Origin of the sequence: Moraxella sp. CTOTU47616 (assembly GCF_032017465.1) — a bacterium.
In the GTDB taxonomy this organism is placed as follows: domain Bacteria; phylum Pseudomonadota; class Gammaproteobacteria; order Pseudomonadales; family Moraxellaceae; genus Faucicola; species Faucicola tetraodonis.
In genome coordinates, this window is sequence record NZ_DALZPU010000002.1 from 392,348 (window position 1) to 411,637 (window position 19,290).

17 protein-coding genes are annotated in these 19,290 nt (G+C 43.8%); 10 read left to right on the top strand and 7 right to left on the bottom strand.

The window, feature by feature from the left end:
* Positions 1 to 19: 19 nt before the first annotated feature.
* From RTS10_RS03885 to RTS10_RS03895, 3 genes are all read right to left on the bottom strand, one after another.
* Positions 20 to 850 (bottom strand): alpha/beta fold hydrolase, encoded by an 831-nt coding sequence (locus RTS10_RS03885; protein WP_312539361.1) that lies wholly within the window; start codon positions 848 to 850, stop codon positions 20 to 22.
* Between the two features lie 74 nt (positions 851 to 924).
* Positions 925 to 2,007 (bottom strand): signal peptide peptidase SppA, encoded by a 1,083-nt coding sequence (gene sppA, locus RTS10_RS03890; protein ID WP_203172115.1) that lies wholly within the window; start codon positions 2,005 to 2,007, stop codon positions 925 to 927.
* A gap of 91 nt (positions 2,008 to 2,098) precedes the next feature.
* Complete coding sequence (locus RTS10_RS03895; protein WP_312539323.1) at positions 2,099 to 4,954, bottom strand: ComEC/Rec2 family competence protein; 2,856 nt, start codon at positions 4,952 to 4,954, stop codon at positions 2,099 to 2,101.
* Positions 4,955 to 5,056: 102 nt separating this feature from the next.
* On the opposite strand from RTS10_RS03895, the gene RTS10_RS03900 reads away from it, so the two are divergent.
* The gene (locus RTS10_RS03900; RefSeq protein ID WP_312539324.1) at positions 5,057 to 5,881 is read left to right on the top strand and encodes a YdcF family protein; all 825 of its coding nucleotides are present in this window, start codon (positions 5,057 to 5,059) and stop codon (positions 5,879 to 5,881) included.
* Here RTS10_RS03900 and lolD read toward each other — a convergent pair.
* Both lolD and RTS10_RS03910 read right to left on the bottom strand, forming a co-directional pair.
* On the bottom strand, positions 5,878 to 6,555 hold the full coding sequence (gene lolD, locus RTS10_RS03905) for a lipoprotein-releasing ABC transporter ATP-binding protein LolD (RefSeq protein ID WP_007115912.1): 678 nt from the start codon (positions 6,553 to 6,555) through the stop codon (positions 5,878 to 5,880). The two genes, RTS10_RS03900 and lolD, sit on opposite strands and share 4 nt — an antisense overlap.
* A 9-nt stretch (positions 6,556 to 6,564) precedes the next feature.
* Positions 6,565 to 7,800: a lipoprotein-releasing ABC transporter permease subunit gene (locus RTS10_RS03910; RefSeq protein WP_219332118.1), complete on the bottom strand. Its 1,236-nt coding sequence runs from the start codon at positions 7,798 to 7,800 to the stop codon at positions 6,565 to 6,567.
* A 480-nt stretch (positions 7,801 to 8,280) separates the two neighbouring features.
* On the opposite strand from RTS10_RS03910, the gene RTS10_RS03915 reads away from it, so the two are divergent.
* The gene (locus RTS10_RS03915; protein ID WP_219332119.1) at positions 8,281 to 9,258 is read left to right on the top strand and encodes a hypothetical protein; all 978 of its coding nucleotides are present in this window, start codon (positions 8,281 to 8,283) and stop codon (positions 9,256 to 9,258) included.
* A gap of 272 nt (positions 9,259 to 9,530) precedes the next feature.
* Positions 9,531 to 9,794: a hypothetical protein gene (locus RTS10_RS03920; RefSeq protein WP_312539325.1), complete on the top strand. Its 264-nt coding sequence runs from the start codon at positions 9,531 to 9,533 to the stop codon at positions 9,792 to 9,794.
* A 52-nt stretch (positions 9,795 to 9,846) separates the two neighbouring features.
* Here RTS10_RS03920 and RTS10_RS03925 read toward each other — a convergent pair whose 3' ends face one another.
* A complete protein-coding gene (locus tag RTS10_RS03925) occupies positions 9,847 to 10,236 on the bottom strand; it encodes an SCP2 sterol-binding domain-containing protein (RefSeq protein ID WP_135888677.1) in 390 nt (129 codons plus the stop codon).
* Between the two features lie 523 nt (positions 10,237 to 10,759).
* Between RTS10_RS03925 and ccoN the strand changes: the two genes are divergently transcribed.
* From ccoN to ccoP, 4 genes are read left to right on the top strand one after another with little or no spacing between them, the layout of a single operon-like run.
* A complete protein-coding gene (gene ccoN, locus RTS10_RS03930) occupies positions 10,760 to 12,232 on the top strand; it encodes a cytochrome-c oxidase, cbb3-type subunit I (protein ID WP_312539326.1) in 1,473 nt (490 codons plus the stop codon).
* A gap of 10 nt (positions 12,233 to 12,242) precedes the next feature.
* Complete coding sequence (gene ccoO, locus RTS10_RS03935; RefSeq protein WP_312539327.1) at positions 12,243 to 12,860, top strand: cytochrome-c oxidase, cbb3-type subunit II; 618 nt, start codon at positions 12,243 to 12,245, stop codon at positions 12,858 to 12,860.
* A complete protein-coding gene (locus RTS10_RS03940; RefSeq protein WP_050325699.1) occupies positions 12,860 to 13,033 on the top strand; it encodes a cbb3-type cytochrome oxidase subunit 3 in 174 nt (57 codons plus the stop codon). The genes ccoO and RTS10_RS03940 overlap by 1 nt, the downstream gene beginning before the upstream one ends.
* Complete coding sequence (gene ccoP / locus RTS10_RS03945) at positions 13,030 to 14,208, top strand: cytochrome-c oxidase, cbb3-type subunit III (RefSeq protein WP_050325698.1); 1,179 nt, start codon at positions 13,030 to 13,032, stop codon at positions 14,206 to 14,208. Before RTS10_RS03940 ends, ccoP begins: the two co-directional genes overlap by 4 nt.
* 90 nt (positions 14,209 to 14,298) lie before the next feature.
* Here the strand turns inward: ccoP and RTS10_RS03950 are convergent, their stop codons facing one another.
* Complete coding sequence (locus tag RTS10_RS03950) at positions 14,299 to 14,652, bottom strand: Spx/MgsR family RNA polymerase-binding regulatory protein (RefSeq protein WP_201666031.1); 354 nt, start codon at positions 14,650 to 14,652, stop codon at positions 14,299 to 14,301.
* A 95-nt stretch (positions 14,653 to 14,747) separates the two neighbouring features.
* Between RTS10_RS03950 and leuS the strand changes: the two genes are divergently transcribed.
* The 3 genes from leuS (at position 14,748) to holA (ending at position 19,145) form a co-directional block, all read left to right on the top strand.
* A complete protein-coding gene (leuS, locus tag RTS10_RS03955) occupies positions 14,748 to 17,408 on the top strand; it encodes a leucine--tRNA ligase (protein WP_312539328.1) in 2,661 nt (886 codons plus the stop codon).
* A gap of 121 nt (positions 17,409 to 17,529) precedes the next feature.
* The gene (locus RTS10_RS03960; RefSeq protein ID WP_312539329.1) at positions 17,530 to 18,096 is read left to right on the top strand and encodes an LPS-assembly lipoprotein LptE; all 567 of its coding nucleotides are present in this window, start codon (positions 17,530 to 17,532) and stop codon (positions 18,094 to 18,096) included.
* Positions 18,097 to 18,125: 29 nt separating this feature from the next.
* Positions 18,126 to 19,145 (top strand): DNA polymerase III subunit delta, encoded by a 1,020-nt coding sequence (gene holA, locus RTS10_RS03965; protein ID WP_312539331.1) that lies wholly within the window; start codon positions 18,126 to 18,128, stop codon positions 19,143 to 19,145.
* Positions 19,146 to 19,290 lie beyond the last annotated feature (145 nt).

Sequence of the window (19,290 nt, forward strand, 5' to 3'; positions counted from 1 at the left end):
TTAATGGATGTTTATGTTGTTACTGACTATCATGATTGACCGAGTGAATAAGCGCTTTGATTCGTTCAACCGTACTGGCTGGGTATTCTAACGGGAACATATGTCCGCCTTCATGCACTTCAAAATCAATGCCCATACGCTGTTTGACCAGCGCAGGGAACCCTCGTTTGAGAAACAGGCTGTCTTTACCAATTATTTGCTTGGCAGGGACAGCCGGCGGATGGTTAGGTTTTTGCCAGTAAAGTGAGGGATTAGTGCGAAACACCGCTACTTCCACCGCTTTTGGAATGGTAAGCGTCACTTGGCCATCTGCCGTATCAGTCAAGCCATAACGAATAAAATCATTAAAACAGCGCTCATCAAAGTATCGATAGAATGCCTTATGCCGCAGATGCTCGTAGGCGACTTCACGGCTTGGCCACGTGTCACGGCGATGGCTTGATAGACCTGCAGGCGTGAGCCTATCTACCAACCGTGGGCTAAAGCGTTTTGCCCAATGTAGTGCCATCGAATAGTAGCCATGAATGAGCGGTGGGTCTAAGGCAATCACTTGGCTAAATAGCTCGGGCGCCTCATAGCTGGCTTGCAGCGTGCACAATGCACCAAGCGAATGCCCTAGCCCGATGACCTTGGTTTGCCCGCGGGCGCTTAAGTGCGCTTGGATGCTATCAATCACTTGTTGGGTCAGTTTTTGCCAATGATTGTCAACCGGATAACGCGGGTCAATGCCTAACGCTGGAATATAGACAATATCAAATTCATCACTCAGCAAATCAAACAGATATTGATAGGTTCGTGATGGAATCCCATTGGCATGCGCAAAGTGTATCAGCGGTTTTTGTCCTGCCACTTCTATGCCTGTCGCTAGATGCGCAGACAGCAAACGATGGGCTAATGGATGCTGGCTAATCTCAGATGACATGGCTATTGCATCCCTTTGTCATTTGCAGCCGCGTGGGTTAATTGGCTGGCAAAGCCTTTGGAGACCGTTTCGCCAAACCCATAGCCGATTTGGCTGGCAAATTTACCCAACACTTTTTTCACCGGGTCTTCTGGGTTATATTCCACGACATTGTCTAGTTTTAGCTGAGACTCAAGGGTGCTGATGCCGCCTTTTTTATCTGCCAAACCGAGATTAATCGCTTGCTCACCACTCCAGAATAACCCAGAAAAAAGCTGATTGGCGTCAGGGTTTTTGAGGCGATTGCCGCGACCTTGTTTGACAGCATTGATAAAATGGGCGTGGGTGTTATCAAGGACACCTTGTACATGTTGGCGCTCAAACTCGGAGAGCGGGCGGCTCATGCTTAAAATATCTTTGTGCGCACCGGCTGTCATGGTGCCATCTTTAACGCCTAGTTTATCCATCAAACCTTGGACATTGTAGCTTGGCATAATCACGCCAATTGAGCCGACCAAGCTTGAGGGATTGACCCAAATTTCATCTGCCGCAGATGCGATATAATACGCGCCCGAAGCACCCATATCTTCGATAACGGCATACAGTTTTTTGTTAGGATGGGCTTTTCTCAATTCGGTCATGGTTTGCCAGATTTCATCGGATTGTACAGGCGAACCACCCGGTGAGTTGATGCGTAACGCCACCGCTTGCGCTTGGTCGTTGTTAAACGCTTCCGTCAATGCTTCGCCCACCGCTTGACTATTGGCTTCATTGTCGCTGCTGATAACGCCTTTGACATCGACGACGGCTAAATGCGGTTTGCTCATATCGATATCACTCATGCCACTTTTGGCAGAGCCACTACAGCCTTTTGCCACTACCGCGCCAAATAGTAGCACATACCCCAAGGTGATAAGCTTAAAGAAAATACCCCAGCGTCTTGCACGGCGCTGCTCCACAAGGCTTGCCATCAGGGTTTTTTCTAGCAATTGCCATTCTTTGCCTGCGTATGGCGCATTGGGTGGCAAGTTTTGTGCATGGTTTGGTTGAACAGGTGGCTTTGACTGTGAGGGTTGGTTGGGATCGGGTGGCCAATTATCTGACATAAAAGTTCCTTAGCAATAGGTAATTTACCGCCCATGATAGGGGGAAGCGGTCAAAATTACAATCACTGCCTTGTAGCCAAATCGTCAAGTATCAGTCCGTATCATCTGGGGTAAGCGTGTAAATTACCGCGCCCACTTGATCGGCATACAGGACTTCGAATGGGTGGTCTGCAGGCTTATCCACTGACCAACTAGCCAGCGATAATTGGCTATCTTCGCCCAGTTTTTGCGACTTATACGCGCCTGTGACCACATGCAGTAAGGAAGGTTTAGTCAACGCTAGCCACGATGGTTTAATGGATAACGTATAGGGCTGAATGAGTAAATGGGTCGCCGACACCGTGCATAATTTTTCAGTCATTTGCATGGGGATATCGCTATTACCTGCCAACATCAGCACATCGTAGGGCTTTCTAGTTGGTGGCTTGAAACGAATGTGAATATAACAGGTTTGGGTCGCTAGCTTTTGCTCATCGGTTAAGGCTAAATCCAAGTGCCATCCCGACACCGCTGTCACTTCCAAGCCATCTTGTTGCCAACGTTGCGCGGTTTGGCAGCTCCTCGGTGTAATCGCACGAAAACTTGCAGATACAGCCTTATCTGTCACATCAAGCCTGCTGTGTTCGACATCATACCCTGCCAGCCAGTAGGCTTTAATAGGTACATGGGTTGCCAGTTGTTGCACCAGCTCATTGACACGAACACTGGGCGTTTGACTAATCACCCCAGTTAATCGGTGAACCTGCTGATTTGCCAACAGCGGATAAATATCACGGTTCAACAGCGAACTGATTTCTTCATCAACTGCAACATTGCTGATAGCTTGTTTGCTTTTCAAAAAATTGGGTTTATCCGTCTGCGCGGCTTTGACTTGGTTATCGGACAAAATCAGCCAGCTATCATCGCCTTTCTTTAATAAACTAATCACCAGTTTAGGGTTATCACCAACTGCTAGAGTCGGTTTGTTGTTATTTAAGCTGCGCTGCTGTAGTGGCAATAATATCAACAAGATAGCCAGTGGCAACATCAGCATTCTAGGCAACAAGCCTTTTAACAACCCCAGTAGCGCAATTAACAAGCACAGGGCAAGCTGGGTTTGTGACAAGGCGAAAAATGATTGTTTGGCAACACCCATGTCGATAAGTTGCTTAAGTAAAAGATGAAATACATTGAGCAGGGTTGTTAGCAGCGACCAAATGATTTGGCTTAGCCAATCCCCTACCACGGGTAGCCAACTAACGACGCCTGCCAACATATCCAAAGGTACAATAACCAAGCCTAAAAATGGTACGGCTAGCAAGTTTACCAAGATGCCAATAACCGATACTTTGCCAAAAAACCACACCACGATAGGCAGCATCCAAACAAATAGCCAAATTTGTAGTTTTAGTAACGTCTTGAATTGATGGCTGATGATTTTAACAAAACCACTCAGCACATCGCTGCGTGCAGTAGGCGCTAGTAACTGACTAACATCCTTAATTTCAATGGCGCTAACTGTCCCTATTGTCTCGCTAAATTTTAACAGTAAAACCACCGCCACAAAGGACAACCAAAACCCTGCTTGCCCGACTGCCGTCGGTTCTAGCCAAATCATGCCTAACGCAACCCAAGCCAGCAGCCGATAAGCAGAAAAATTAACCAATAACTGTTTCGACAGCGTAAGCAGTAACAGCATCCAAAATGTCCGCTGGGCAGGTATTTCAAAACCCACCAGCAGCGCATAAAACCCTGCCATCACTACACTCACCCAGAGTACCAATAAACTACTCGGTAATTTGACCAACAACTGCGGCGCAAGCCACTTAAAAATCCATAATACAAAAACAGATACGATAGAAGCTAGCATCAGCACATGCGGGCCTGAAATTGCCAATAAATGGCTAATCCCCGTGATTTGATAGCGATTCTTAAGGTCGCTATCCATTAGGCTTTTATCACCGGTTAACAGTCCCAATAAGATTGCATGGCTTTGGATAGCGGCCTGAATAGCACTCTGACTAGAAGTTTGAAAAGCGGGTTGGGCAATATCGGTATTTTTAACATTGACTATAGAGGTCGATTGTTTCAGCAGGGTTCTATGCAAATTAGCGAGGATTTTTTGGCGTATTTGCCAGCGCAATTGTTCGATAGCAATAACCATACGGTCTTTCACATGGGATGGGTTAAATTCCCGTAGGCTCGTTTTTTCAATACCGATTATCACTCCCTTCGCTTGCACCTCACGCTGCCTTAACCATTGCGCTTCATCAAATCCTAGCATGAGCGGTTTGGCATTATTGGGTAAGCTTGTAGGCTTAGCCTGTGCAATGGGCTCAAGCTGTAATTTTACATTAAGCTGCATGCCAGGTCTTAACTGCGACAAGGTCGCTTCCCAATCAGGGTTGTCTTTGATGTTAGCGGTAATGAATGTCGTTAGCGGTGGTCGAGGGGTTGCTGACGATGCATCAGCATCACCGTCCTTATCAACGCGGACTTGCAAAATTTGTTTGATGAAACCATTGCCAATTAGGGCATTATCATTTGATAATGGGCTCATTTGGCTCACCGTATCGCTGATCTGATGCGATTCAACGATGGCATCCACTGTGAGCGCTGAGGGCAATAACGCGTTTTGATACAGCTTATGATGATATAAACCATAACTGGCGCTCAACATGAGCGTCAGCAAAAAGATAAAGCTTGATAATAACGGTAAGGCAAAACGGTAGGCGAATGCAGAGTTTGGTGAGGCTCGTTTTAGCTGTTTACGGTTGCAGCCATGGTATAAACCTACATTGATTAGCAGCGCTATCAACAGTACTACTGATAACATCTGCCAAATTTTTGCATCATAACTGGCTATCTCATAATTTGTTAGCGCATAGCCTGTCATCAAGGGTTGGTTTGCTAGTGTATTGACAACTAAAAAACCCAACAAACTGGCAACCGTGATGAGCCAAATCATGTTTCATCCTTGATAAAGATAGCGATAGCTCGCTACTTCCCTTACAATTATCGAATGAACGATATAGTAAAACAAATAGCAACTTTTGGAAATTATTAATCGATGTTGACTCAATTTAGTAGCGGCAATGACAATGCCTCAGCCGTAGGGAAAAAAAGTATCCAAATCACTCTAGGGATTGCAGGATTAATACTGGTTAGTGACTGTGGGTTATTGCTGGCCAATCGTGTTTTTCATATTGGCACCCTAGTGCCATTGGGCATAGGGCTAATTTTTTTAGTCCATGCGGTGTACTGGGAGCGTATCCAACTTTATTTGGCGTCACAGCCGTCATTAAAAAAACTATGGCAGCTGGTTTGGTTATTATTTTTTGTCTGGTTGATAAGTTTTTGTGTCTTTGTCAGCTATTTAAAACAGCACTTTAACACTGATAACCATCCTAAAGCAGCGCAAGCGATTATTGTTTTGGGTGGCGGAACAAAAGATAATAAGCCGACCGATGCGGTAAAACTGCGTTTGGATAAAGCATCTGAAGTCATCAAGCGTTTTGCAAACGCACTTGTGATAACCAGTGGTGGTTTTGATGCAGGGGAGGATGTCAGTGAAGCCAAAGCGATGGCGGACTATTTACACGACACCTATGGCATCAGCTTGGCGCATATTGCGCTTGAAGAACACAGCACCAGTACCGAGCTTAACTTTATCCATAGTAAAAAGATTTTAGCGCAGCAAGGGATTGCCTTAAATCAGCCGATAATCGCAGTCACCAGTGATTTTCACACCTTGCGCGCAAGCCTTATTGGCAAACGACAAGGATATACCAATTTACAGGTGGTCGGGTCTGACACCCCTTGGTATATCCGTCCAAATGTGTGGTTTCGCGAATACTTTGCTTTTATCAGCGGTTGGCTACTCGATGAGTATTAAGCCACCCACGTGCCATTTTGTAAGGCCAATTGTTTATCCGCTAACTGTGCCAATTGCCGGTCATGGGTGACCATCAACAGCGCGGTATTAAAATCTTTTTGTAGCTCTGAGAGGATTTCAAACACCGCCTGTGCATTGGCATAGTCTAAGTTCCCTGTGGGCTCATCTGCCAGTATCAACGAAGGCTTTGTCACCAGCGCCCTAGCAATCGCCACCCGTTGACGTTCACCGCCAGATAGCTCGCCTGGGCGATGGGTCAACCGATGTCCTAGCCCTACTTTTTCCAGTAATTCAATAGACTGTTGACGCGCTACTGCGATTGGCACTGCTTTTCGCATCAATAGCGGCATTGCCACATTTTCAATGGCAGTAAACTCCGCTAACAAATGGTGAAACTGATAAATAAAGCCCAAATGCTGGTTACGAAGCTCACCGCGCTGGGTTTCATTCAGATCATTGATGCGTTGCCCATGAAGCCAAACTTCCCCACTGGTCGGCACATCTAAGCCACCCAAGATATGTAGCAAGGTACTTTTACCCGACCCACTCGTGCCAACAATGGCGATGCGCTCGCCACTGTTAATACTGATATCCAAATGATTGAGCACATTCGTGGTGGTCTTACCATCTTGATAGGTTTTGGTGATATTGTTTCCTGTTAAAATCGCCGTCATGGCTCACTCCTATTCATAACGCAATGTTTGAGCCGGTTGGATACTCGCTGCTCGGCGTGCTGGGTAAATGGTTGCCACAAAACTTATTACCAGTGAGGCTGCCACGATGATGGATACGTCTTTCCATTCAAGTTGTGAAGGTAAATAGTTGACAAAATACGCATCAAATAAATGTAACCCAAATAAACTATTGATACCGCCTACTACATCGCTCACGGTCAACGCTAAAATCACGCCCAAAATAGTTCCTGCGACGGTACCAATCACCCCGATAAACAATCCTTGTACCATAAATACTTGGGTAATGAGCTTAGGCGACGCACCAAAGGTTTTTAAAATCGCAATGTCCGCCTTTTTATCAGTCACCAGCATCACCAAGGATGAGACAATGTTAAATGCAGCAACCAAAATAATCAAAAACAGCAACAACCCCACCATGGCTTTTTCCATTTGAATCGCACCAAATAAATTCCCATGCGTCGATGTCCAGTCACTAGGCATGAGCATATTGGGTGCAAGACTCGCTGCTTGCTGAGCCACTTGTGGTGCGGCAAACAAATCCTTTAGCTTCATGCGAATACCTTGTGCTCCCGCAGGCAGACGCAATAGCGTAGCCGCATCATTCATCGGGATGAATGCCATAATATTGTTGACTTCAGGGCTGATGTCATACACCCCAGTGACGGTAAAACGTTTGAAGCGCGGAATCACGCCAGCAGGCGATGGCGAAGCTTCTGGCAATACTAGCGTGACCATATCGCCTTGTTTCACCCCCAGTGAATCCGCCATTTGCTTGCCAATCACAATGTCAAATTGACCGGCTTTTAGACTATCGACACTACCACTTTCCATATGCTGATGAATAATCGAGACTTTTTTCTCATAGCTTGGCTCAATACCTGTCACCATGATACCTGCGACTTGTCCATTCGCGGTGAGCATACCCTGTAATTGGATAAAAGGTGCGACGGCTTCAACTTTGGGATTTTTTTGAATCGTTTGCGCCAGCGTCTGCCAGTTTGGGATAATTTCACTGGCAGTGACGGTGGCTTGTGGCACCATCCCCAAAATACGACTCTTGAGCTCGCGGTCAAAGCCATTCATTACCGATAACACCGTAATGAGCACGGCGACGCCAAGCGTCAAACCCACCATTGAAATCAAAGAAATAAAAGAAATAAATCGGTTACTTCGCTCAGCACGGGTATACCGTAATCCTAAAAACAAAGCCAACGGTCGAAACATAGCATTCCTAAAAATTATCACTATTTTGATGATACAAGCAGGCAACGAAATAACTTATTTTCAGAACTATTATTTAAGCCTGCTAAAAGCGTGTTAGTCTGACACATTTTTTTACCGTTTTGGCAAAAGTTTTTTTGCAATTTTGCTAAAAATTCGCAGAATCAAACATATCTGCGCAATAAATTGTGGATGTTTTAAGGAAAATAAGGTGAAAAAATTCTGCATGTCCCCATTAACATAGCAGAATTAAATTTCATCCCTGCTTAATCAAGGGTTAATCCATTATTAACAGATAGGTTAATAGCTGATACTCGTTGATTTAACTGGGATGATTTGAAGGCTGATATTAGCCTATTGATAGCTGATAATGTAATCATTAAAATTTTGATAAATATCGTGACAGCTGTTTAGTTTATTAAGTGTGTTTGCAGTATAAGCCTGTTGTTACTGATAAACCTGTTGTTACTTAAAGGACGTCTTATGACCAATACTCACCAACCCCCTTCTTCAAATGCCCCCAATACGATTAGTCTAAACTGTGATCAAGTGGTTGGTCATGCAGATCACTGGTCATGTTTTACCAACAATATTCCCGATGACGTCCCAAATTGGTTGCAATCGCATATCGATACTGCCACCATGCCTACCCCACTAAAGACTACCAACGCCACGTCTTCGCATATTTTACTATCGGGTAATCAGCCGATTCATGTCAATCAAGTGATTGAAGTTGATAGTAATCGCTCACCCAAACGTCTGATTAATGCGTTTCCTTGTGTCAATAGTCCGTATGGGCAATGGGTCACTATTGAAGGTGTCTATAAATGTGACAATCAGATAGAAGCGATTTTGCGCTTAAAAACTGATGACAATACCGTGTTGTATGTATTTGACCAGTATTATGCCATCAATGCGCACAACTATGAAAAAAATCACCGCTACTTAGTCAATCTGAGTGCATTTGCTTACACCGTAAGCTTGAGTAACCGCTCAGAAACCATTGTGGTTGATGAGCCTGAAGCGATTCGCTATCACCGCGCTTTTAATGATATTTTGACCAAAAATAATAACGTTGCCCCAAAAGACCTTGAAGCCCAAATCGCCGCTTGGCAACCTAGCGAAAACGACTTGCCGCTGGAGCCAATTGAAATCAATGTCGGTCATATGTGTGCTTATTTATTTGGTGAAACCATCGGGCAACAAGATGAGGCGTGGTGCCAAGGTCAAATTATTGGCAAACAGACTACCAGCTTTAATGGGGTTGAATTTGTATTGCTTGATGTGGTGATATTACGTGAAAGCCTTGATAATCCTGTCGTTATTCGTTTAGCGGTCAATGCCGATAACATCGATGCAACCATTCAAGTCAACGATTATATTCAAGCCAATATTTGGCTACAGGGGACTATTTTTATGGAAAACCAGAAAAAAACAGCCACCAATTACAGAGCGTTTTAAGCCTTTCCCCTGTCAGATTATTGATTAATTTTCTTGAAGCCACTGCCGACTATGACAGTGGCTTTGTTATTTTGTAAATAAATGTAAATTTTGCCCTTTATTTTATTTAATTCATTGAATTGACTATAATTTTATATTATCGTTATTTTAAATTTGGTTTTAATCAATTTTTATCAATCAACGTCATAAATCCTATAGTGGCTCAACAGCCTACCTAACATTATCCGCTAACGTTTATGAGTGTTCTATCAGTTATTTTGGGAAGATGACCCATGCCAAATCAGTCGACTAAATCCGCAGTTTCTACTTCAGACGCTATCCAAGCCCAGACTGGATTGGTAAATCACAGCCCACTCCCACTATCTGCTCAAACCACCTTAGCCACTCAAACTAGCCCAGTCAATGGGCTGATGGTTTATACCACAGGTTTGCTACTGTACCCCACCCAAGCAGGCGATAAAAAAAATCACCGAATGTTATCGATGATTTTCTTTGTGCTCGGGGTATTAGTGATATTTCGCTTAACACACGGATAAGGCTCGCAATATCCAAAATTATTTGATTAGCCCGATTACACTTGTGTATTGGTTATACTTGTGTATTGGCTAAGATGTCTTTGAAAAGCTGTTTTTGCTCAGCGCTTGGGCTTGCAGTTTGAATAGACATTAATTGTCCCATATCGCCTTCGACACGGATTTTGCCAGACATAAAGGCTTCCATTGCCCGGTTCATATCACGATCTAAAAATATCGCCTTTAAGGTATCGGCATCAAGTTTTAAGGTGGTTAAAGCGCCATCTTTTGAACCTTGATGAATTGTCCCATCATAAAAAGCGGCATTGACTTCTTGATTGTCGCTATCTGTGACTTGTAAATTAATTGACATATTTTTAATCGCGGGTGGTAGATTTAAGTCACCGGCTTTGTTGGTTAATTCGTCAACTTTATCAAACCATTCTTGTGTTAAAATTTTAGCCATTTTAAATCCTCATTATCGTTAGTTGTATTAAAACTTGTGCATCTTACCGAGATTTTGTATGAATGACAATTCTCTGACGCATAATAAACCTATTTATAGAGCAACGATAATGGCGCTCGGTTAACCATTTTTAGCATTGTTACTAGATAGTGTATAGGATGTTAAAAAAATCCCCACAATTTACATGGTTTTTTTTATTTTTCATATTATAATGGTTGGTATGTAATTTTTTTTTGCGCTATGAACGTTACATTAGATGATATTTAGCAAAGATTAAGTTACAATACTTGGTGAGAATCGTGAGTTTGAGCCTATTTTACTGCTTGTAAATTTACTGTTTTGCGTCAAGATTTAGCCGCTAATTTCTTTAAAATCCATCCTGAAACTAGCCACTAAACAGTTAGCCTATCTTATAAAAAAATAACTAGCGCCAACGTATCTGACCGGATAGTTTTATTGACAGGCACAAAGGAGATTTCTGCTTAAACTTGTTGATAATATAGGCTGTAAAGGAAATCATCGAATGAATTTACAAAACACAGCAATACCTATTACCGATGATTATGAAGTGGACATCATTAAGTTGTTCTCAATCATGGCGGTAGTATATGGTATTATCGGTATGGCAATTGGGGTGTTCATTGCATCACAATTGGCATGGCCTGCCCTCAATTTTGGTATCCCTTGGCTAACATTTAGCCACTTGCGTCCATTGCACACCAACGCGGTGATTTTTGCATTTGGTGGTTGTGCGTTATTCGCAACTTCATATTATATCGTTCAAAGAACGTGTAAAACGCGTTTATTCGCACCTTATCTAGCCTGGTTCACCTTTTGGGGATGGAACCTTGTTATTGTTGGCGCAATTATTACCCTACCCTTGGGTTTAACCTCAGCGAAAGAATATGCTGAGCTTGAATGGCCCATTGATATTTTAATTGCCGTGGTGTGGATATCTTATGCTATTGTGTTTTTTGGTACTTTATTGAAACGCAAAACCTCGCATATCTACGTTGCTAACTGGTTCTTTGCTGCATTTATTTTGACCATTGCGTTACTGCATATTGTCAATAGTATGGCAATCCCTGTGAGCTTTTGGAAGTCATATTCCTTATTTGGCGGTGCGACTGACGCTATGGTGCAATGGTGGTATGGTCACAACGCCGTAGGTTTTTACTTAACAGCCGCCTTTCTGGGTATGATGTATTACTTTGTGCCTGTACAAATCGGTCGTCCTGTTTACTCCTATCGTTTATCTATCATCCACTTTTGGGCGTTAATCGCGTCTTATATGTGGGCGGGTGGTCACCATCTTCACTATTCAGCACTCCCTGACTGGGCACAGTCTTTAGGGATGGTATTTTCTATCATTTTATTTGCGCCTTCATGGGGCGGTATGATTAATGGTGTACTTACCTTATCTGGCAGCTGGGATAAACTTCGCACAGACCCTATTATTCGTTTCTTGATTGTTGCACTGTCATTCTATGCGATGTCAACATTTGAAGGTCCGATGCTGTCAATCAAAACCGTCAATGCGTTATCCCACAATACTGACTGGACCGTTGGTCACGTGCATTCTGGTGCGTTAGGCTGGGTTGGTATGATTACGGTTGGTTCATTATATGTATTGATTCCACGTATTTGGAACAAACAAAAAATGTATTCAACTGATTTAATCACCACGCATTTTTGGCTGGCTACGGCAGGTACTATTTTCTACATCGTATCGCTTTGGATTTCAGGTATTGGTCAAGGTATGATGTGGCGTGCTACAAATCCAGATGGAACGCTGGTATATAGTTTCGTTGATACTGTCTTGTTCTCGCACTATCCTTACATTGGTCGTGCATTTGGTGGTTTATTGTATGTCACAGGTATGGTAGTCATGGCTTACAACGTTTACAAAACTATCACGATGCCAAGCACTAAAACTGTTGAAGTAGCGGATACCACTACACCTGTAGTAGAAACTGCTACCGTAAAACAGATTTAAGGAGAGACTCATGCAACTCAATCATGAAATTATTGAAAAAAACACGGGTCTTCTACTTATCCTAATCGTTGTAGCTATTAGTTTTGCGACTTTGGTAGAAATCGTGCCATTGATTTATACCAAAGAAGTTAACCAACCTTTGCCCAATATGAAGCCATGGACCGCACTTGAGATGGAAGGTCGTGATATTTATATTCGTGAAGGCTGTCACGTCTGTCATACCCAAATGGTTCGTCCTCTTCGGGCTGAAGTGGAACGCTATGGACCTTACTCGCGCGCAGCTGAATCCGCTTGGGATCATCCCTTCTTATGGGGGTCCAAACGTACTGGACCTGATCTTGCGCGTGTGGGCGGACGCTATTCTGATGACTGGCAACGTGAACACTTGATTAACCCACAATCATTGGTACCTGAGTCTGTGATGCCATCATTTGCTTGGTTAGCAAAGAATGACGTTAACCCTAAAGAAGTACAAGCAAAAATGCGTCTATTCCGTGACCATTTTGGTGTGCCTTATAGCGATGCTGATATTGCAGGTGCACCTGATGCGGTACAAGGTAAAACTGAGCTCGATGCTGTTGTTGCATATTTACAACAACTGGGCACTGCAATGAAAGGTCAACGTTAATGTTGGGCACATTACACAGTATCGCAACGGTCGCAGCGTTTATCGCTTTTATTGCGATTGTTTGGTGGGCTTACTCGCCAAAGAATCGCAAACGATTTGAAGAAGATGCAAAACTTGCGTTAGATGACGAAGACCTAACAGGTGCATCACAACGCAATAAGGATAAAAAATGAGTGGATTTTGGAGTTTTTGGATAACCCTATTTTCCATCGCTTGTTGGGCTTGGATTTTGTTCTGGTTAGTCGGTGTATTGGGTTATCGCCCAAAAATGTCGGATGACGGTACTACAGGCCATGAATACGATGGTATCCAAGAGTTTGACCGTCCATTACCAAAATGGTGGTTAGTAATCTTTTGGGGTTCATTAGCTTGGGCACTACTATACATGCTATTGTTCCCATCAGTAATGCCAGGCTCATGGAAAGGTATTACTACGGTAAAAGTAGATGGTCAAGATGTTCCTTGGACCAGTGCTAATGAATTAGCATCCGATCTTGAGCGCAATAATGCTGTATTTACTGGCACGTTCAATGATAAAATCTTAAAAGACAAAGCGGTAACGGCGCAAATTGATAGCCTTGCTAAATTACAAGCGCAGCAAGCTAAAAATGCAGAGCCCAATGCTGAATTAAAATCGCAAATTGATAAAGGTATTGTAGGACTGGCACCTGCCGTTCTAAAACTTTCTCAAGATCCGCAAGCGATTAAAATTGGTCAGCGTTTGTTCTTACAAAACTGTTCAGTGTGTCATGGCTCACAAGCGCATGGTGCGCCGGGTTATCCAAACTTGACGGACAATGACTGGATTTATGGCGGTACACCCGATAAAATCTTGTTAACCCTAAATCATGGTCGCGTGGGTGGTATGCCAGCTTGGAAAGCGCAGATTGGTGAAGATGGTGTTCGCGCCGCAGCTGAATACGTACTATCACTATCACCCGGTCATGGTTCAAAAGAAAATGGTCAGTTGAACCAAACTTTGGTTAATCAAGGTAAGGCTATTTTTGATACTAACTGTGCGGTATGTCACGGTAAAGATGCCAAAGGTAACCATGATATCGGTGCGGTGAATCTTACGGATGACATTTGGTTATATGGTGGCGACCGTGAAACGGTTCGTACTACGTTACGTAACGGCCGTGCCGGTGTGATGCCACATTGGGATACCAAATTGGGTAACGAGCGTATTATGTTATTGGCGGCGTATGTTTATTCATTAAGCGATCACAAACAAGACGCTTCTGTGATGACGCCACAAACTATCGTCAATAAGGAACGTGGTGCAGCCTCTACCCCAGTTGAAACTGCAAATGCGGTCAAATCTGCGGTTGCTAGTGCGGTAAAATAATTTTTACCCGCCACTTAAAAAAGCGAGTTTTAGTTACTCGCTTTTTTATTGCGGATTGACTTTTCCTTGTCCCTCTTTACTTGCCTAGTTTTACATGCCTAGTTTTTCAAAGGCAGTTTCATCAAAACCAATGATTAACTCATTGTTTGAGACGACAATCGGGCGCTTAATCATACTTGGCTTAGCCACCATCATATCTAAAGCAGCATCCACATCTTGCTTTATTTGGGCTTTTTGCGCATCGCTAAGTTTGCGGTAGGTTGTGCCTTTGCTATTCATGATTTTGTCGATACCAACTGTTTCGACCCAATGTGCTAATGTCGGTTTATTTATCGCCTGTTTTTTGTAGTCAAAAAATTCATACTCCAAACCCAGTGCAGTTAATTTATCAAACGCCTTTTTCATGGTGCTACAGTTTTTGATACCGTAGATGGTGATGCTCATATTGGCTCCTTTTTTTATCGCAATTTTTACGGTTTTAGGCTATGCTATGGGGCTTAATATATTTTCCCATTCAAATACTACAAATTCAGACCATTATGAGTAATTCAGCTTTAACCAGTCAATACCAACCCCAAGTTATCGAGCCCGCCCAACAACAAAAATGGGAACAGCAAAATCGCTATCAAGTAAACAACGCGGCATCAGATAAGCCATCACGTTATTTGCTATCTATGTTTCCCTACCCCAGTGGCAAGCTGCATATGGGGCACGTGCGCAACTACACGATTAGTGATGTTTTGAGCCGTTACTATCGGTTAAAAGGTTATGAAGTATTGCAGCCAATGGGCTGGGATGCGTTTGGTATGCCTGCAGAAAATGCAGCGATTGCCAACGCTGTTGCCCCTGCTGCGTGGACGTTTTCAAATATTGATAACATGCGCGCACAGCTCAAATCATTAGGACTATCGATTGACTGGTCACGTGAATTTGCCACTTGTACGCCCGAATACTACAAGTGGGAGCAATGGCTATTTGTACAACTGTTCAAAAAAGGCTTGGTATACAAAAAACTCTCAACAGTGAATTGGGACCCTGTTGATAATACCGTCCTTGCCAATGAGCAAGTGGTGGATGGTCGCGGTTGGCGCTCAGGTGCGCTAATTGAAAAACGCGAAATCCCCATGTACTACTTTAATATCACCGCCTATGCAGACGAGCTGTTAAATGATTTGGATAAGCTAGAAGGTCATTGGCCACAGCAAGTGATTACCATGCAGCGCAACTGGATTGGTCGCTCTGAAGGCATGGAAATTCATTTCCCCTATAACTTAAATGGTGAAGAAAAAACCCTAGACGTGTTCACTACCCGTCCTGATACCTTAATGGGCGTGACTTATGTATCGGTGGCAGCTGAGCATCCACTAGCAAAACACGCTGCCGCGAGCAATCCTGCCCTACAAAGCTTTATTGAAGCCTGCAAAAAAGGCTCAGTTGCCGAGGCAGACTTAGCCAAAGCTGAAAAAATGGGTATGGACACGGGTCTGACTGTTACCCATCCGTTGACAGGTCAGCAAGTGCCTGTTTGGGTCGCTAACTATGTATTAATGAGCTACGGTTCTGGCGCTGTCATGGCAGTCCCTGCGCATGATGAACGCGACTTTGAATTTGCCAATAAATACCAGTTACCTATTAAGCAAGTGATTGACCTGGACGAAAACCATAAGCAAGGTCAACAGTTTGATGCGACGACTTGGCAAGACTGGTATGGCGATAAGCAAAATGGCGTGGCTATTAACTCGGGTGAGTTAGACGGTTTAAATTTTAAACAAGCCTTTGACAACATTTTAACCCAACTTGAGCCAAAAGGCTTGGGTAAAAGAACCATTAATTATCGGCTACGTGATTGGGGAGTATCTCGTCAGCGTTATTGGGGTTGCCCAATTCCAGTTATCAACTGTGCCGACTGCGCTACAGTGCCTGTCCCTGAAAATCAGCTGCCTGTGGTATTACCTTTAGATGTAGTGCCCGATGGACGCGGCAATCCCCTCAACAATCTCGCTTCATTTACTGATGTCAACTGCCCATGTTGTGGTAAGCCTGCCAAACGTGAAACTGATACCTTTGATACTTTTGTAGAATCAAGCTGGTATTACGCGCGTTTTGCCTCACCCAATTATACCGATGGGATGATTAATAAAGTCGCGGCCGATAAATGGCTACCTGTAGATCAATATGTAGGCGGTGTTGAGCACGCTGTGTTACACTTACTGTATGCGCGTTTTTTCCACAAACTTATGCGTGATGAAGGCTTGGTGCAGGGAGATGAACCCTTTGCCAATTTACTCACCCAAGGCATGGTCTTGGCGGGTACTTATCTTCGCGAAAATGCCGATGGTAGCAAATCCTATTACTTTCCAGAAGAAGTTGATATCCGCTACAACGACAAAGGTCAGCCCATCGAAGCGACCTTAAAAGCCGATGGTCAGCCAGTCAAAATTGGCAAAATCGAAAAAATGTCAAAGTCAAAAAACAATGGTGTCGACCCGCAAGCGACTATTGATCAATATGGCGCAGATACGGTTCGACTTTACACCATGTTTACCGCGCCTGTCGACCAGACGCTTGAATGGATTGACGATGGACTAAAAGGTCCGTATAACTTTTTGAAAAAAGTATGGCGTTATACCATCGAGCATGCCGAAACATTGGCACAACAATCTTTAACCGCAACAACGCTATCGGTGAGTGACACCCAGTCGCTGAGTAAAGCCGCTAAAAATCTACGCCGTAAAACACATGATACGATCGGCAAATTAGATGACGCGTTTGGCAAAAACTTGGCGCTCAATACGCCTGTGTCATTTTTAATGGAACTGTCGAACGAACTCACTGCATTTGACATTCATTCAGACAGCGACTTGGCGGTAGCCAATGAAGCACTCATAACATTATTGACCTTGCTCACCATGTACGCGCCGCATATGGCAGAAGTCCTACTTGAGGAGTTAGGGATTGATGTGATGACACTAACCTATCCAACCGTTGATACTTCAGCCTTGGTACAAGACACTATTACCATGGTGGTGCAAGTCAACGGCAAAATCCGGGGTCAAATGGATGTGGCGCCAAACAGTGATAGCGATTGGTTAAAAGCCGAAGCGAAACAACTCGACAGCGTCGCTAAATTTATCACCGGCGATATCGTCAAAGAAATCGTGGTGCCCAATAAATTGGTTAATATTGTGGTAAAAGCCTAATTGATTACAAGGGCTTATTGGCAACCTAAGCCCTTTTTTACCTTAAAGCTTTATAATAACTTGAAGCTTCATAATATAGTATTATCACAAGAAATACCGACAATCATAGACAGGTAACTATATGAATCAGCCATTACTTCGTATCCTCCTAAGCAGTGTGTTACTGACGCAGCTACCTGCCTGTGGTTTTCATCTACGCGGGTATGATGCGCCTATGTCACAGAATATCCCAACCACTGAGCTGATTTTTAACAACACGCCTGAAGCCTATGCGGTAAAAAATGCCTTAAAAAAACAACTCGACCAGCTGAGCATTAACACCCAAGATAGGGTGATTGATAACAAGGCAGCCAACCAATCAAATACCGCCTTGCCTGCCAGTATTGAAGTCAAAAACATTCGCCTGCAAAACTACCAGCTACGCGGTATTTTGACCGAAATTCGCATGGTGCTAAGCGCAGAGGTGAGCTATCGCGCCATTGAAAATGGTCAACCCCGCACGCTGACCAATACGATTCAAGTACAGCGCAGTTATCAGTATGACCAAGGCGTGGTAGCCACTGACAATCCCCAAGCTGAGCAAATTAAAGTATGGTTGTATGACAACCTGGCGCAGCGTATTGCTGACCAATATGTCGCACTGAGCCTTCCAAAAATCACCAAAGTGCCGACCGCAACTACCCCCTAACCCTACCTAACCTAATTGATAATACGCTGATGCAGTACAATTTTTTAAATGCCTTTCAACATCTCAAAAATAGGCAAGACCCAGCCACTGGCCTGTGGCTAATGCATGGCGATGAAGATTTGCTGTCACAGTGGCTGATAGAAAAAATGTCGCCCAATTGGCGGCAGCATAATATGGCAATTTCGCGCATGGATATTACCAGCGCCAAATCATGGCAAGCGGTTTTGGCAGAGCTGAACAGTCTGTCACTGTTTGACGACAACAAAGCCATTATCGTTCACGGTAATCATAAACCCGATAAAGAGGCGTTAGCAGAATTAGCGCAATTTGCGACGAGCAATCCAAGCAATTGCTTAGTCATTATCAGTGATAAATACGATAAAAAAAGCCAAAGCAGTGCGTTTTTTTCGCTTTGCGACAAATTTGGTCAGGTCATCGAATGCCATCTTTATCAAGAGCAGCAACGCGAACAATTGCTACAGCAACACGCCCAAGACTTTGGGCTCGAACTCACCAAACCCGCTTGGCAAATGCTGATGGCACAAACTCAGCATAATTTGCTGGCAGCTTACCAAAGTCTGTGGCGACTCTCCTATCTCTATGCTACAACAGATGCGAATCCTCCTACCCATTTTGTGACCATCGATGAGGCTCAGCTGTTTGATGGGTTGGTGAGTCAATCTATGTTTACCACCTTTGACTTATCGGATGCCATGTTGGCAGGTGATATCGCGCAGGTTGCAAAAATCTTACAGCAACTCAAAGCCAGTGAAGAACCAGAGAGTTTGGTGTTATGGATGATAGCCAAAGACATGCGCAATATTTTAAGCTTGCAATCAGGGGCAAGCTATCAAAGCCTCGGCATTTGGCAAAGTAAGCAACAGCTGTATAGTAAAGCCCTGCATCGTCATTCCCATGACGCCACCCGAAACTGGTCGGATGCACTGTACAAAGCCGACCAAGCCATCAAAGGTCTGGTGCAACAACCTGCTTGGGAGCTGCTCTACCAACTCGCTTTTCGCCTAGCGGGTCAACCCCTATTTCACTAATTGCTTTAAAAGTTACTTTTAAAGTTGCTTTTAAAAATGCTTCGCAACCTTTGCAGATTTTCGAACAGCACGCCCATCAAGTCACCGTACAATCCACTATCCCCAAATTTTTAATGCATTTTTCTTACTCATAACATTTATTTTA

Bases quoted from the DNA above. Each gene is read 5' to 3' on its own strand.
- sppA (WP_203172115.1), bottom strand. From the start codon at position 2,007: ATGTCAGATAATTGGCCACCCGATCCCAACCAACCCTCACAGTCAAAG.
- RTS10_RS03895 (WP_312539323.1), bottom strand. From the start codon at position 4,954: ATGATTTGGCTCATCACGGTTGCCAGTTTGTTGGGTTTTTTAGTTGTC.
- RTS10_RS03900 (WP_312539324.1), top strand. From the start codon at position 5,057: ATGTTGACTCAATTTAGTAGCGGCAATGACAATGCCTCAGCCGTAGGG.
- lolD (WP_007115912.1), bottom strand. From the start codon at position 6,555: ATGACGGCGATTTTAACAGGAAACAATATCACCAAAACCTATCAAGAT.
- RTS10_RS03910 (WP_219332118.1), bottom strand. From the start codon at position 7,800: ATGTTTCGACCGTTGGCTTTGTTTTTAGGATTACGGTATACCCGTGCT.
- RTS10_RS03915 (WP_219332119.1), top strand. From the start codon at position 8,281: ATGACCAATACTCACCAACCCCCTTCTTCAAATGCCCCCAATACGATT.
- RTS10_RS03920 (WP_312539325.1), top strand. From the start codon at position 9,531: ATGCCAAATCAGTCGACTAAATCCGCAGTTTCTACTTCAGACGCTATC.
- RTS10_RS03925 (WP_135888677.1), bottom strand. From the start codon at position 10,236: ATGGCTAAAATTTTAACACAAGAATGGTTTGATAAAGTTGACGAATTA.
- ccoN (WP_312539326.1), top strand. From the start codon at position 10,760: ATGAATTTACAAAACACAGCAATACCTATTACCGATGATTATGAAGTG.
- ccoO (WP_312539327.1), top strand. From the start codon at position 12,243: ATGCAACTCAATCATGAAATTATTGAAAAAAACACGGGTCTTCTACTT.
- RTS10_RS03940 (WP_050325699.1), top strand. From the start codon at position 12,860: ATGTTGGGCACATTACACAGTATCGCAACGGTCGCAGCGTTTATCGCT.
- ccoP (WP_050325698.1), top strand. From the start codon at position 13,030: ATGAGTGGATTTTGGAGTTTTTGGATAACCCTATTTTCCATCGCTTGT.
- RTS10_RS03950 (WP_201666031.1), bottom strand. From the start codon at position 14,652: ATGAGCATCACCATCTACGGTATCAAAAACTGTAGCACCATGAAAAAG.
- leuS (WP_312539328.1), top strand. From the start codon at position 14,748: ATGAGTAATTCAGCTTTAACCAGTCAATACCAACCCCAAGTTATCGAG.
- RTS10_RS03960 (WP_312539329.1), top strand. From the start codon at position 17,530: ATGAATCAGCCATTACTTCGTATCCTCCTAAGCAGTGTGTTACTGACG.
- holA (WP_312539331.1), top strand. From the start codon at position 18,126: ATGCAGTACAATTTTTTAAATGCCTTTCAACATCTCAAAAATAGGCAA.